The 13412-nt window shown below is 69.0% G+C and carries 11 protein-coding genes; 7 read left to right on the top strand and 4 right to left on the bottom strand.

The genetic code is table 11. The features are described from left to right. Nucleotides 1–63: 63 nt before the first annotated feature. Nucleotides 64–600, bottom strand: a complete 537-nt coding sequence (locus DKM19_RS10595; RefSeq protein ID WP_110695549.1) for a hypothetical protein — start codon at nt 598–600, stop codon at nt 64–66. Between the two features lie 238 nt (nt 601–838). Further along, entirely contained in the window at nt 839–1711 is an 873-nt protein-coding gene (locus DKM19_RS10590) for a permease-like cell division protein FtsX (protein ID WP_162641415.1), read from the bottom strand. A gap of 386 nt (nt 1712–2097) precedes the next feature. Between DKM19_RS10590 and DKM19_RS10585 the strand changes: the two genes are divergently transcribed. Continuing rightward, on the top strand, nt 2098–2802 hold the full coding sequence (locus DKM19_RS10585; RefSeq protein WP_110695547.1) for an alpha/beta fold hydrolase: 705 nt from the start codon (nt 2098–2100) through the stop codon (nt 2800–2802). A 49-nt stretch (nt 2803–2851) separates the two neighbouring features. Here the strand turns inward: DKM19_RS10585 and DKM19_RS10580 are convergent, their stop codons facing one another. Beyond that, entirely contained in the window at nt 2852–6130 is a 3279-nt protein-coding gene (locus DKM19_RS10580; RefSeq protein ID WP_110695546.1) for a S8 family serine peptidase, read from the bottom strand. A 360-nt stretch (nt 6131–6490) separates the two neighbouring features. Here DKM19_RS10580 and DKM19_RS10575 point away from each other — a divergent pair, with 360 nt between their 5' ends. Both DKM19_RS10575 and DKM19_RS10570 read left to right on the top strand, forming a co-directional pair. Further along, nucleotides 6491–7030 (top strand): O-acetyl-ADP-ribose deacetylase, encoded by a 540-nt coding sequence (locus DKM19_RS10575; RefSeq protein ID WP_110695545.1) that lies wholly within the window; start codon nt 6491–6493, stop codon nt 7028–7030. Between the two features lie 157 nt (nt 7031–7187). Continuing rightward, complete coding sequence (locus tag DKM19_RS10570) at nt 7188–8474, top strand: hypothetical protein (protein WP_162641414.1); 1287 nt, start codon at nt 7188–7190, stop codon at nt 8472–8474. A gap of 21 nt (nt 8475–8495) precedes the next feature. Here the strand turns inward: DKM19_RS10570 and DKM19_RS10565 are convergent, their stop codons facing one another. Continuing rightward, on the bottom strand, nt 8496–9944 hold the full coding sequence (locus DKM19_RS10565; RefSeq protein ID WP_110695543.1) for an amidohydrolase family protein: 1449 nt from the start codon (nt 9942–9944) through the stop codon (nt 8496–8498). 214 nt (nt 9945–10158) lie between these two features. Between DKM19_RS10565 and DKM19_RS10560 the strand changes: the two genes are divergently transcribed. Genes DKM19_RS10560 through DKM19_RS10545 form a run of 4 tightly spaced genes read left to right on the top strand, consistent with a single transcriptional unit; the run spans nt 10159 to nt 13411 of the window. Further along, complete coding sequence (locus DKM19_RS10560) at nt 10159–11349, top strand: CaiB/BaiF CoA-transferase family protein (RefSeq protein WP_110695542.1); 1191 nt, start codon at nt 10159–10161, stop codon at nt 11347–11349. Next, the gene (locus DKM19_RS10555; RefSeq protein WP_239514185.1) at nt 11342–12199 is read left to right on the top strand and encodes a citryl-CoA lyase; all 858 of its coding nucleotides are present in this window, start codon (nt 11342–11344) and stop codon (nt 12197–12199) included. The genes DKM19_RS10560 and DKM19_RS10555 overlap by 8 nt, the downstream gene beginning before the upstream one ends. Beyond that, nucleotides 12192–13055, top strand: coding sequence for an extradiol ring-cleavage dioxygenase (locus tag DKM19_RS10550; RefSeq protein WP_110695541.1), 864 nt, complete (start codon nt 12192–12194; stop codon nt 13053–13055). The genes DKM19_RS10555 and DKM19_RS10550 overlap by 8 nt, the downstream gene beginning before the upstream one ends. Then, on the top strand, nt 13052–13411 hold the full coding sequence (locus tag DKM19_RS10545) for a hypothetical protein (protein ID WP_110695540.1): 360 nt from the start codon (nt 13052–13054) through the stop codon (nt 13409–13411). The genes DKM19_RS10550 and DKM19_RS10545 overlap by 4 nt, the downstream gene beginning before the upstream one ends. Nucleotide 13412: the final 1 nt, after the last annotated feature.

Here is a 13412-nt window from a genome sequence, read left to right as displayed (position 1 = left end):
CCGATCAGCGAGCGGCCCGTACAGTCCCGATCAGCGAGGTCACCGGGGCGCGTGGGTGACCCGCTATCCACCCGGAGTCACGGTCGCGCCGGGCAGCGACTCCTGCCGAGCTTCTTGCGAGCCGACGACGGCGTTGAGCCCGCCGTTGAAAAGCTGCGCGACCGCGTCGCCGGAGACGGAGGGCTTCGACGTCTCCCCCTCGACCCTGATCAGCATCCTGGTGGGGGTACAGAACAGACTGACCTTGCTCTCGCTGGAACTGCCCACGGCCGGCTCAACCGGCCCGGAAAACCCCTCTTCCCGCGCCGGTTGCCCCTCGGACCTGATCATGTCGACGTTCATGCTCCAGTCGGAGCCGGACAGCCCGCACAGGCCGGAGGAGTGGATCCACGCGATCAGGTCGTAGGAACCGACCTTGATCTGTGCAAGTACCCGCTCCGCCTCTTCGGGCAGTTTCGGTGGGTCGGTCAGGCCCTTCAGCTTGACCAGCGGCCACTGGGCCGGGTCCTTCAGCAATGGGTCCGCGTTTTGCGCGGAGCACGCGCCGAGGGCCGGTAACACCAGAAACGCGGCCACGACACGCGCCAGACGATCGACCACTGCGATTCCCCGTTCGTGACGACTCAGTCGATCTTGAGTCTATGCACCTCACCTGAAGCACAAGCGCCACACTCTCCTGACGCACAAGCGCCACGACCTCCACGAGACACAGCCCGGCGACATGGGCGGATCTTCGAAGTCACGAGCGCCTGGAGCGGCTACGCCCCAGATAGAGACCACGGTGAGTGACGCGAGCCGCAGGATGGCGGGGGCGGGTGGGAGCTCGCGTCTCCGCCTGTCACTTGATCAAGCTCGCCGATTCGACGCCGGGCATGGCGAGCACCGCCTGACCTGCCGCCCGGGCCTTGGCCGGATCATCCAACCGCACGTAGAGCCTCTCGGGGACATCGTTGATCGTCAGGTAGTACTCGGGTTGATAGTGCCGGCTCAGTCGCAGCCCGAATGCCGGGTCCTCGAGGAACACCTTGTTCACCCCGCTCTGCTCCCGCAACCGCGCCACGACCGCGTTACGTTGCGTCTCGGTGCCGGCGCCGTTTCGGCACGCCGGGGAGAGGCGGCTGAGCCCGCACAGGTTCACCTGGAGATCCGCTCTGCCCTTCCAGAAATTCCTGCTGTAGCGGGACACAGTCGCGACACCCGGCTCTCCGGTGAGCTGCCGCTTGACCACCTCGAAGTCCTCCGTATGGCGGAGTTCGCCTTCGATCTCGGCAGGCCAGAGCCCATCCCCGTTCTTCAGCAGGTCCTCCCCTGTAAGTGAGGTTTCGCTGAACCGGGCCAGACGCTCCTCATGCGTCACCACGACGGACGACGCCACCTCGGGGATCCCGCGAACAAATTCGGCCGCCTGCTCGATCGTGCCCGTCGTGCAATTTGAATTCTTCTTCAGGCAGAGCTCGACAACAAAACTGACCGCGGGCGGGAGCGCCACGTCCGGCGGTGGAGAGGGCAGCAACGACTGCCTGTGGAGATACCACCCGCCCGTGCCGAGCCCGGCGAGAACAACGGCCGTCGCCACCGCGATCGAGAGCATCCACCGATGCGCGGTGACCCAGGTCTGCAGCCAGGGCTCGCGTTCTTCACCGAAGGACAGTTCGTCAAACTTCTCATATGGCATGAAATAACTATCGCGATCATGCCCAACGCGGGTCAAGCCGCTGCCACCCACATACTGACCCGCTGATTTCCCACCTTGCGGCGCACCGTGGCTTCAGGATCTCCCGGCCATCTCGCGCATGTGTTTTCCGGTTCCCGCCCGCGCAGAGACGCCGACGCGGCGCCCAAGACGTTCAGCGGTGACAACGCATGCGACAACTCGCGTCACGGCAGGGGAAGCTCCTCCGCGATCCGCGCCCAGACCTGCCCGGCGGGCAAACAGCGGCGGCAACACATGAGGCAACGGGTCCGCGGCGACCCTGGACGGTCGCGCAGGAAAATCGGACTTTCCCTCATGGACTATCCGTTAGCGGTACATAAAGCTACACGGAGAACAAATCTCGGGGGCGAACAAGGATGACCTCCGCCTGGAAAGGATGCTGCATGGACACGGTCACGAACGACCGGCCGGCTCTGCTGTTCGTGCACGGAGCATGGCACGGCTCCTGGTGCTGGGAGAGACTCCTGCCGGAACTCACCGACGAAGGATGGGCGGTCCACACCGTCGATCTGCCGAGCGCGGCCGAGAAAGGCGCCCAGGTCTTCGGCATGTACGACGATGCCCAGGTCATCCGGGAACGTCTGGACGGCCTCGGCGGCCCCGTGGTGATCGTCGCGCATTCGTACGGCGGGATTCCGGTCACTCAGGCGGCCGGCGAGGCGGGCGACGTCTCCCACATCATCTACCTCGCGGCTCTGCTGCTCGACGAGGGAGATTCCATGGCCCCCGGCGACACCGAGTTTCCGACGCGGGACGGCGATGTCCTTCTGCCTCCCGACGATTCTCGCGACCTCTTCTACGCGGACGTTCCGGTAGACGAAGCCGACCGCGCCGTCGCCCGGATGCTCCCGCAGAGCGTGCGGTCGTGCACCGAGGTCCTGACCAGGGTGGCGTGGAAGACCATCCCCTCGACCTACGTGGTCTGCGAGCAGGACAACGTGCTCGCCCCCGCCTTCCAGGAGCAGATGGCCTCCCGCGCCACGACGGTTCGCCGCCTGCTCACCGGCCACTCCCCGTTCCTGTCCAGCCCGGCGGAGGTGGCGAAACTGATCACCACCGTCATCGCCGAAGCCGCGCCGGCCCGATAGGACGGAGGCCGTGTTCGACGTCGCGAACACGGCCTCCGACGTCATGCCGCTACTTGGTCGCGTACGCCCGGATCACGGTCATGGTGACCTTGTTCCCGGCCGAGTCGACCACGTGCCCGCGCAGCGACACGTAGCCGGGCCCGCCCGGGTTCCGGACCACGGCGCTCGACGTGCCGAGGAGCTGGACGACCGGGGCCTTCTGCCAGGTGGCGCCGTCGTCGAACGACACGTCAACGTCGACCTTGCGCACCTTGCCCGCGGTGGCCTGCCGGGTGAAGGTGATCGGGATCGTCATGACCCGACCGGCCTTCGCGGTGTTGGTGAGGTCGAGGTCCGGGGCGAAGCCGATCGCGGTGAGCGGCAGGGCCACGCTCGACGCGTTGTGCGCCGAGTCGAACTCCCACACGGTGTCGCGCCGCGTGGACAGCCGCAGGGAGGGCGCCGTGACGCTGTACTCCAGCCGGTAGCGGGCCTTTCCGGGATCCATGTCGAACCCGGCGTAGGCGCCCTCGCGCTCCCCCACCAGTTTGCCGTCACGGTAGACGGCGATCCGCCCGCCCACGCCGTCGGCCTCCGAGTAACCGAGGTGACCCTCGGCGTCCGCGTAGCCGCCGAGCCGCAGCAGCAGCTCGTCCACCCGCCGTTCGACGATCGGATATTCCGGGTACGCCGGGGTCATCGGGAGACCGTGCACGGCTCCGTTCCAGCGCTCGGTGTCCTTACGGCCGGCGGCACGGGTTGTCGCCGGTCTGCCCAGCTGAGCGAGGAGCGTCGGGAAGTCCGCCCCCTCGATCCCCTCCTGGACGATCGACTCCCAGGCGGTGTTGCCCACGTAGTACTCCGTACGCGTCCCCGGCAGGGGGATGCCCGGCAGCTCGACGCCGACCGGATACTTGATGCCGGGGACGATCGGGGTGTTGCTCCGCCACCCCACGCTGCCCGCCGCGTTGGTCGTGTTGGCCGCGTACTCGGCGCGGACCGTCGCCAGCTCCTTCTGCTTGACGTGCTCGGTGAAGCCGGTGGTGAACGATCCGGTGTGGTGCCATCCGGCCTGGTAGGTGTACGGGCTGCCGCTGAAACCGCCCTTGCCGTCCGGCTTGGCGAACAGCGCGCTCACCAGGGTCGTCAACCCGGAGGCCTTCTTCGTCCCCAGGTCCGCGGTGTACAGCGCGCCGGGATCGTCACCGGAGATGCCCGCGATCATGCTGCGGATCTCGCCCGACTGTTCCGCGGACACCGACACCTCCACCGGTGCCGCGCTTCTCTCCGGCATGGTGACGTCGACGGGACGCGCCTTCCGGCCGTCCATGACGAGGCTTACCGCCTTGGTGACCACCAGGTTCGGGTTGGAGACCAGCGTCGACGTGCCGTCGTCGCCGGTGGCCAGCGTGGCCGCGAAGTAGGTGCCCATCGGCACGCGGAACGTCGCCTCCGGCTCCATCGTGTAGAACGTCTGCTCGGTCCTGTGATTGGCGATCATCGTGACCGACCCCGCCGCCGGTGCTCCGGCGCGGTCGAGCGCGCTCACCTTGAGGTCCGCGCTCGGCTCCTCCCGGAAGACGCTGAACGGCGTCTGCACGGCGATGCCCTCGGCCGTCGCCGTCAACCGGCCCGAGAAGACGCCGTACGTGCTCCCCGCGGCATCGAGGTCGGCGCTCAACTCCACCGACGCCTCTCCACCGGCCGGCACGGTCACCGAGGTGGCGCCGAGCGAGAAGAGACCGGACGGGGCGTCGCCGTTCAGGGCGAGGTTCAGCGTGACCGGCGCGGCGGCCGTGTTGCGGTACGTCACGGTGCGCGCGACGTCCTCGTCACCCTGCGGGAACGCCTGGAAACCAAGGTTGACCGAGGCGGGCGAGGTGCTGACGGGCTGCTTCAGCGCCCGCACGATGTCCAGCTCGCCGCCGCCCTGGGCGAACACGTCGAAGTCCGGACTCGGCCTGGCGGAGCCCACCAGCGCCGACTTGCGCTGCTCGGCCGTCCACTGCGGGTGCGCCTGGGTGATGATCGCGGCGGCCCCTGCCACGTGCGGCGTGGCCATCGACGTGCCGGAGTGTGCGATGTACGGTTCGCCGGGCCGGCCGTCCTCGGTGTACGTGCTGCGGGCGGCGACGATGTCCGTGCCCGGAGCGGTGATCTCCGGCTTGACGCCGTAGTCGTCGAGGCGCGGGCCGCGACTGGAGTAGTAGTCCACCACACCGGTCTTGGTGACGGCGCCGACCGCCAGGGCCGCGTCCGCGGACGCCGGGGACCCGATCGACTGCGGGACGCCGTCGTTGCCCGCCGCGATCACGAACAGCGCGCCGTACTCGGCGGTGAGGTCGTTGACCGCCTGCTCCAGCGGGTCGACGCCCGGACTGTCCGGGGCGCCGAGGCTCATGTTGATCACTTTGGCGCCGGACGCGGCGGCCCACTGCATGCCTTCGAGGATCGACGACTCGGGGCAGGCCCCCTGGCCGAAGTAGTTGAAGCAGACCTTCCCGTCGAGCAGCGTCGCACCCGGTGCGACGCCCCGGTTCCTGCCGCCGGACGCCGCTCCGGAGCCGGCGACGGTCGAGGCGACGTGGGTGCCGTGCCCGTTCAGGTCGTTGTCGCCCTCGTAGCCCGTGACGAAGTTCTTCCGTCCCGCGACCTTCCCGACGAGATCCGGGTGGGTGTCGTCGATGCCGCTGTCGAGCACCGCGACCGTCGTCCCGGTGCCGTCCAGGCCCTCGGCCCACGCGACCGGGGCACCCGTCCGCGGCACGCTGACGTCGAGCGAGAGGGCGCGCTGCCCGTCCAGCCAGACCTTCCCGGTGGTCAGGGAGGTCCGCAGGGCCGGCCAGTTCTTCGCGAGGTCGGCGGTCGGCGTCTTGGCCGCGAACCCGTCGACCGCCGCGAGCCGGCGGCCGGCCGTCAGCCCTCGCGTGGCCGAGGAGTCCGACACGATCAGCGGCAGGTCGGGCAGCCGGTCGTAGTCGCCGGCGAGCAGTTCCTCCACGTCGAACAGCCGGCGGTCGAGGCGGTCGGCCCGGAGCAGGGCGATCGCGTCGCTGGGCATGACGTACTGGTGCTTGCCGTCGCCGTAGCGCAGGAACTGCACGCCGTGGCGGGGTTTCACCGTGATCCGGCCTCCGAAGGAGGTGACCCTGTCGCCGGTGATCAGGGTCACCGTCCTGGCGGTCGCCTCGCCGGAGTCCGGTGAGGTGTCCTGTGCCACGCCCAGCGGAACCGGGGGCGGGGCCGGGGTCGGGGCCGGTTCGGCGGCAGCGATGCTGGGGCTGCCCACGAAGGCGGCCACGAACGCGAGGACGAGCGCGCCGTGAGCGGTACGACGGCGTTGCCGCATGGGGGGTCTCCGTTTCAACGCGACGGACGGCGCTCCGTACCCGGATCTCGGGCAGCAGCGTTGCCCGTCGAAAAGGGGGCACTGCAGAAGGCAGGGCATGGCGAAGAAAGGCCTCGCGACCTGTCAGATCACGAGGGCCTTCTGCCATACGTGGATAGCGATCAATGCGCAGAATACGCACTTATGGGGCGTTTGATGTTTCGCTGTGACGAAGATCATGTGGGGGGACGGGCCTGTGGAGCGAGGCGGCGCCACGACATCGGGGGCCAGCGGCAATCTTTGCCTCAACCTGTCAGGCCGCATATGACCAAAGGTCAGATTTAACACAAAAGGAACAAACATTGTGAAAGGGCACATTTTATGAGGATCACGTTGGTACAGGGAGACATCACCGGGCAGGACGTCGACGCCGTCGTCAACGCGGCCAACTCCTCGCTCCTGGGCGGCGGCGGAGTCGACGGGGCGATCCACCGGCGCGGCGGCCCCGCCATCCTCGACGCCTGCCGGAAACTCCGCGCCTCGCACTATGGCAAGGGGCTTCCGACGGGCCGGGCCGTGGCGACCACGGCGGGTGAACTCCCGGCCCGCTGGGTGATCCACACCGTCGGCCCCGTCTTCTCCGCCGCGGAAGACCGCTCGGAACTGCTGGCCTCCTGCTACCGGGAGTCGCTCCGGGCCGCCGACGAACTCGGCGCGACCAGCGTCGCCTTCCCCGCGGTGTCCACCGGGATCTACCGCTGGCCGATGGCCGAGGCCGCCCGCATCGCGGTCGACACCGTACGCGCCACTCCGACACGGGTGGTGGACGTGCGGTTCGTCCTGTTCACGCCGGACGCGTACGTCGCCTTCGAGCAGGCCCTCAACGCCGCGGGACCCGCGGACCAGAACGGCTCGGCGTGACGGAATTCCGGGGGTAAGGACACCTGACCAACACCTGACCAACACCTGACCAACACCGCCGGGCCGGGCGCCTTCGTCGCCGCAGGCGGCCTCGTCGCACGGATCGGCCCCCGGCCTGTGAGAAATCGCCCAGGAGGGCACACTGAAGAGCATGCAGATGGAACGGGAAGCTCTCGCCGGGTTACGCCGCGAGCAGGGAGATGAGGCGGTCGGCCTCGTCGAAGCCGCGCTCAGCGCGCTGACCGGCGAGGACGGCCTGGAGGCGATCACCGCGCTACGGCTGTGTGAGTTCCTCTGGGACACGCTTCCTACCACCTGGCTCGTCGACGATCCCGAACGGGTGACCACCGCGCTGGGCCGCTTCTTCACCCTGGTGGGCCTTGATCGCTACGCCGGGATCTGCACCTCCGCCACGACCAGGGACCTGATGGCCGTCTACGCCATCGAGGGAACGGACGCGGGCCGGGACGCCTATCGCGCCGCGCTGCACGAGACGGGCCTGATTCCGCCCGACACCGGGGTGCTGGCCTGGGGCGACTTCAGCGGCGCCCAGGAGAGCGCCGCCCACCACGCCGCCTCGGCCGCCATCGAGCTGGCCATCGCGTCCGGTGATCTTCGAGTCGGGGCACGCGGCTGGGAGAAGAGGCGGGCAGCGGTGGTGGAGCGCCACCTGACCGCGCCCCGGCCCGGCGGATCCTGGCTGGAGCGGGTCCACGCCGAACGCCTGGCGACCTGGACTCGACCGCGCAACCGGCGCAGAGCCGAACTGTGCCGGGCGGTCGTCTCCCAGCTGCGGGAACCCGTCATCGCCCCGCCCGGCGCGTTCACGCTGTTGCGCTGGCTGCTGGACAAGGCCGCCGACGGGCTGCCGCTCACCGAGCGGCACTACATCATCCCGCGACTGGTCACCGAGGCCGTCGACCTGTTCGGCTGGCGCGAACTCCTGGCGGGCACCCTCACCCGTGAGTTCGACGTCTTTCCCCTGCAGAGCATTCGCGAGCTGGCCACCAGGGAGATGAAGGCGGTCCGCCGTACCGGCAAGCAGCTCGTCCTCACCCCGCTGGGCCGCCGCATGCTCGCCGACGAGACCCTGCTGTGGAACACGGCGGTCTCGGCCGTGATCGGCCAGGGACACGCGTTCACCGTCACCGCCCGGGAGGTCATGCTGATGCTGCTCACCGTCCACGGCCCCATGAACGCCGAGGACCTCGAGCGGGACACGGTCGAGGTCCTCGGTCAGGAGTGGGACACCTCCGGCGGACTTGCCCAGTCGGTCCGCGAGGAGCTGGCCGTCCTGCGTCACCGGCTGTGGGCACTCGACTGTCATCACCCCGCGCGCTCGTTCGACGCCCCCTTCGCACTCACCTCGCAGGGCGCCGTCGCCGCCAGGGCCGCGCTGCGCGCCCACGCCCTGCGCCCGCGCCACGCACCCGGCCTGGACTGACATCGGCCCGATCGGCCGTGCTCATTGGCTGTGCGTGGAGGAGCTGTGATAGTCGGTGTAGGTGTAGGGATTGTCGAGGATGGTGGTTTCGGGGATGTCGGGGTTCATCCCCTTCTGCCATGCCTCTTCCCCCATCGTCGACCGCAGGTGATCAACGGTCTGCTCGATCCGGCGGCGGGCCGCGGCGAGATCGACGTCGACCAGGCGGTGCTCGTGCTTCACCACGCGGCCGTTGACGACGACGGTGTGCACGTCCCCGCGCTGGGCCTGGAACGCGACGTGCCCGAAGGGATTGAGCAGCGGGAAGGAGACGGGCGAGTGCTCGTTCTTGATGAGGACGACGTCGGCCTTCTTCCCGGCCTCGATGCTGCCGAGCTCATGGTCGCGGCCGAGGGCGCGGGCCCCGCCGCGGGTGGCCCAGTCGACGACCTGTTCGGCGCGCAGGCTGCCGTGCGTGACGGTGTCGCCCTTGGCGTGCGCCTGCATGTGCTCGCGGGAACGGTCGGCGCCGAGCGTGGTGCGCATGGCGGAGAACAGGTCACCGCTCCACCAGACGCTGGTGTCCATCGAGAGCGAGACCGGGATGTCGTGGGCGCGGATGGCCCAGGTGGGCGGGTAGCCCTGGCCGGCGCTCTGCTCGCTCTCGGTGGAGACCGAGATGGAGCCGCCGGTGGCGGCGATGCGGTGGTAGGAGTCCGCGGAGAGCGAGGCGGCGTGCACGTACACCGTCTCGGGGGTCATGAAGCCGTGGTCGTGCATGAGCCGGATGCCGTCGTCGCCGGTGGCGCCCCACACTCCGGCGTGGGTGGTGACCGCGACGCCGAGCTCGCGGGCGACCTCGAAGGCGGCCTTCTCGGGGAAGGCCGGATCGCCGGTGACGTCGAACGCGATCTGGAAGCCGAACATGTCGTCGCCGGTGATCCGGCGGCTGATGAAGTCGCGGAACTCCGGAGTACCGGTCCACTCGGCGGGCGGCTGCTGGATGTTGCCGTAGGCGAGCACGAACCGGCCGGGCACCGACTGCAGCGCGTCGGCGGCGGCGTCGGCGTGATCGACGGTCTGCAGGCCGTGGGACCAGTCGACGACGGTGGTGACACCGCTGTCGACGGCCTCGATCGCGGCCAGCAGGTTGCCGGCGTACACATCCTCCGGGCGGAAGAGCTTCCCGTGCTCCAGGTAGTACCAGACGAAGTACTGGGTCAGGGTCCAGTCCGCGCCGTAACCGCGCATGGCGGTCTGCCACATGTGCCGGTGAGTGTCGATCATCCCGGGCATGACGATGCCGTCGGTCGCGTCGATCACGACGGTGCCCTCCGGCACCGGCAGATCGGGTCCCACCGCGGCGATCCGGTCGTCGACGATGAGGACGTCGGTGTGCGTGAGCACCTGACGTCTGTCGTCCATCGGCAGCACCGTGCCGCCCCGCAGCACCACGGGCCGCCCGGGCCCGAACTCGGTCCGCTCGCTCATCGACGAACTCCTCACCATGTGTACGACCGGTTTCGCAGCGTAATCCGATCTACCGGACTCATGTCCGCCAAACGGTCAACCCTGTTCGCTGCCACCTTTATGAGCATCTAGGCCAATGTCAAGGGGTACGGTGAACTGCTTGACACCTGTTCTTCATATGCCAGAATCAATTTTGCGGACGAATGTCCACTAGACGGACACAGGGGGAAGCTGGATGGCAGACGATGCCGTACCGGAGAGATCGACCGGAGGCGGGCCACTGTCCGGCGTGCTGGTGGCCGACTTCTCCCGGGTCCTGGCGGGCCCGTACGCCACGATGCTCCTGGCGGACATGGGCGCCGAGGTTGTCAAGGTCGAGGGCCCCAAGGGAGATGACACCCGCGCCTGGGTGCCCCCGGTGCGTGACGAGGTCTCGACCTACTACCTCGGGATCAACCGGGGCAAGCGATCAATCGCGCTGGACCTGCGCAACGAGGCCGACGCCAAGGTCGCACGGGAGCTGGCCCACCGCGCCGACGTGCTGATCGAGAACTTCAAACCGGGCGGGCTGGACAAGTACGGGCTCGGCTTCGAGGCCGTGAAGGCCGCCAACCCCGGCATCGTATACGCCTCCATCAGCGGGTTCGGTTCCGGCGCCGGCAGGCACGTGCCGGGCTACGACCTGATGGTCCAGGCCATCTCCGGCCTGATGAGCCTCACCGGCGACCCGGACGGCCCGCCCTACCGGGCCGGGATCTCGGTGTTCGACGTGATGGCCGGCAACCACGCCGTCATCGGCGTGCTCGCCGCGCTGCGGCACCGCGACCGCACCGGTCAGGGTCAGCACATCGAGGTCAACCTGCTGTCCTCGGCGCTGACCGGGCTGGTCAACCACAGCTCCGCCTATGTCGCCGGCGACGTCGTGCCCTACCGCATGGGCAACGCGCACCCGAGCGTGTTCCCGTACGAGCCGCTGCCCACCGCGGACAACGACCTCATCGTCGCCGCCGCCAACGACGGGCAGTTCCGCAAGCTGTGCGAGGTCCTCGGCATCCCCGAGATCGCCGACGACCCGCGGTTCGCCAGGAACGCCGACCGCACCGAGCGCCGCGAGGAACTGCGTCCCATCCTCACCGAGCGGCTCGCCAAGCGCGGCGCGGTCGAGTGGTTCGAGCTGCTGGTCGAGGCCGGGGTGCCGAGCGGGCCGATCAACACCATCGACGGCGGGTTCGCGATGGCGGAGCGCTTCGGGCTCGACCCCGTCGTCGAGGTCGGCGAAGGCGACCGCGCGATCCCGACGACGCGGCATCCGATCAGGTTCTCCGAGACGCCGGTCACCTATACTCTGCCACCACCCGAGCTTGACGAGCACGGCGCGGAGTTGCGCAGGTGGCTGACCGGCCCGCAGGAGGACGACCGTGGCTGAGCAGACGGAGAGGCCGGAGCGGATCGACCGGCCGGAATATCCCACCGCGCTCGGGGCCTCGTCCCTGAAGAAGATCACCCTGCTCGGCCACGACCTGGCAGAGGACGTGATGGGCACGGTCGGGTTCGGGGAGCTGGCGTTCTGGCTCGCGACCCAGCGACGGCCCACGCCGGGAGAGACCCGGGTGTTCGAGGCCGTGCTCGCCGCGCTGGCCGACCACGGGTTCACGCCCACCGCGATCGTGACCCGGCTGACGTACCTCTCCGCGCCGGACTCCATCCAGGGCGCGCTCGCGGCCGGGCTGCTCGGCGGCGGGTCCCGCTTCCTGGGCGTCACCGAGGACTGCGGCCGGTTCCTGCACGACGTGCTGACCTCGGCCGACGGAGCGCTGCCGGCCGACGACGCCGGCTGGGACGCCCTGGCCCTGGACACCGTACGGGCTCAGCGGGAGGCGAAGAGGTTCGTCCCCGGCCTCGGTCACCACGTGCACAAGGAGGGCGACCCCCGCACCCCGCGGTTGATGCGGATCGCCGCCGAGGAAGACCTGTTCGGACCGCACCTGTCGCTGTTCGCCGCGATCGGCCGCGTCCACCCGCAGGTGCTGGGCAGGACGTTGCCCCTCAACGGGGCCGGTGTCTGCGGCGCCGCGCTGGCCGACCTGGGCCTGCCGCTGGAGCTGCTGCGCGGCTTCGCCCTGCTCGCCCGCACCGCCGGGCTGATCGGGCAGCTCGCCGAGGAGCTACGCCGCCCGGTGGCCAATGACATCTTCCTGTCGGTGGACCTGAACAACCGGTCCGTAGCCCCCGAGCCCTACACCCCCGCCGATGCCCATGGAGGTTCGCATGGCTGAACTGGTCGCGGTGATCGCGTCCACTCACCACCCCTTCTACTACCGCGCCAGCACCGCCGTCGGGGACGACCGTCCTCCGTTCGCGGACGAGTGGGTGCGCAAGGTGGAGGCGTTCAGGGAGACCCTGACGAAGGCGCGGCCGGACGTGCTGGTCATGGTGGGCTCGGACCATTTCCACCAGTTCTGGCTGGACAACATGCCCCAGTTCCTCGTCGGCAAGGCTCCCTTCTACGACGCGAACTTCTACAACGAGGAACGCGAGTTCGGCCTGCCGAAGATGCTCCTCAAAGGCCAGGAAGACCTCTCGGCCTACGTGCTGCGGGAGGGCCTGGACGCCGGATTCGACCTCGCCTTCTCCAACGAGCTGCGGATCGACCACTCCATCACCTGCCCGATCATCACCCTGCGCCCGCAGAACGACCTGCCGATCGTGCCGATCTACACCAACATCTTCGCCCCTCCCCTGCCGCAGCCGAAGCGGTTCGTGCAGCTCGGGCGCACCATCCGCCAGCTCATCGAGTCCTGGCCGGAGGACAAACGAGTAGCGGTCATCGGCACCGGGCACCTGTCGCTCGAACTCGGCGGGCCGCGCCAGTTCGGGCCGACCGGGCCGGACCCCCAGTTCGACCGCAAGGCCGTCGAGTGGATCTCGTCGGGAGACATCGAGGGCTGCCTGTCCGAGGTCACCCTCGACAGCCTCCACCTGCCCGGCAACGCCACCCACGGCTTCATGGACTTCATGCTGATGATGGGCGTCGCCGGCGAGGGCCGGAAGGCCGACTACGTCGACACCTACGACCTGTTCCACACCATGGAGGCCTACTTCACCTGGTACCCGAACGGAGGCAGGTCGTGAGCAAGTATCTGCTGAACAAGTTCCTGTACACCGTCGACCGCGACCCCGAGCTCGTCGAGCGCTACCGCGAGGACCCGCGGGCCACGGTGGCGATGTGGGAGACCGAGTACGCCAACCGCATCCTCAACTGCATAGACGGCGAGTCCTCCACCTGGCTGCGGTTCGACGACGTCGAGCGCGAGGCCCTGGCCGCCCACGACTACCCGGCGCTGTTCGAGCTGGGCGCGCACCCGTTCCTGACGCTCACGCTGTTCATCGCCATGTTCGAACGCGACCACGAGCCGATGGGCTTCCAGACCGAGTACGCTCGGCGGCTCGCGCACGTGTCGATGCCCTACCCCGACATCGCCACCTGAG

It is taken from the genome of Streptosporangium sp. 'caverna' (assembly GCF_003203775.1).
GTDB lineage: Bacteria > Actinomycetota > Actinomycetes > Streptosporangiales > Streptosporangiaceae > Streptosporangium > Streptosporangium subroseum.
The sequence above is the reverse complement of the archived record's forward strand: the minus strand, read 5'-3'. Positions and strand labels throughout refer to the sequence as shown.

What these genes read in the sequence shown, in the direction of transcription:
- DKM19_RS10575 (WP_110695545.1), top strand. Translation starts at nt 6,491, where the DNA reads ATGAGGATCACGTTGGTACAGGGAGACATCACCGGGCAGGACGTCGAC.
- DKM19_RS10565 (WP_110695543.1), bottom strand. Translation starts at nt 9,944, where the DNA reads ATGAGCGAGCGGACCGAGTTCGGGCCCGGGCGGCCCGTGGTGCTGCGG.
- DKM19_RS10550 (WP_110695541.1), top strand. Translation starts at nt 12,192, where the DNA reads ATGGCTGAACTGGTCGCGGTGATCGCGTCCACTCACCACCCCTTCTAC.
- DKM19_RS10560 (WP_110695542.1), top strand. Translation starts at nt 10,159, where the DNA reads ATGGCAGACGATGCCGTACCGGAGAGATCGACCGGAGGCGGGCCACTG.
- DKM19_RS10580 (WP_110695546.1), bottom strand. Translation starts at nt 6,130, where the DNA reads ATGCGGCAACGCCGTCGTACCGCTCACGGCGCGCTCGTCCTCGCGTTC.
- DKM19_RS10585 (WP_110695547.1), top strand. Translation starts at nt 2,098, where the DNA reads ATGGACACGGTCACGAACGACCGGCCGGCTCTGCTGTTCGTGCACGGA.
- DKM19_RS10570 (WP_162641414.1), top strand. Translation starts at nt 7,188, where the DNA reads ATGGAACGGGAAGCTCTCGCCGGGTTACGCCGCGAGCAGGGAGATGAG.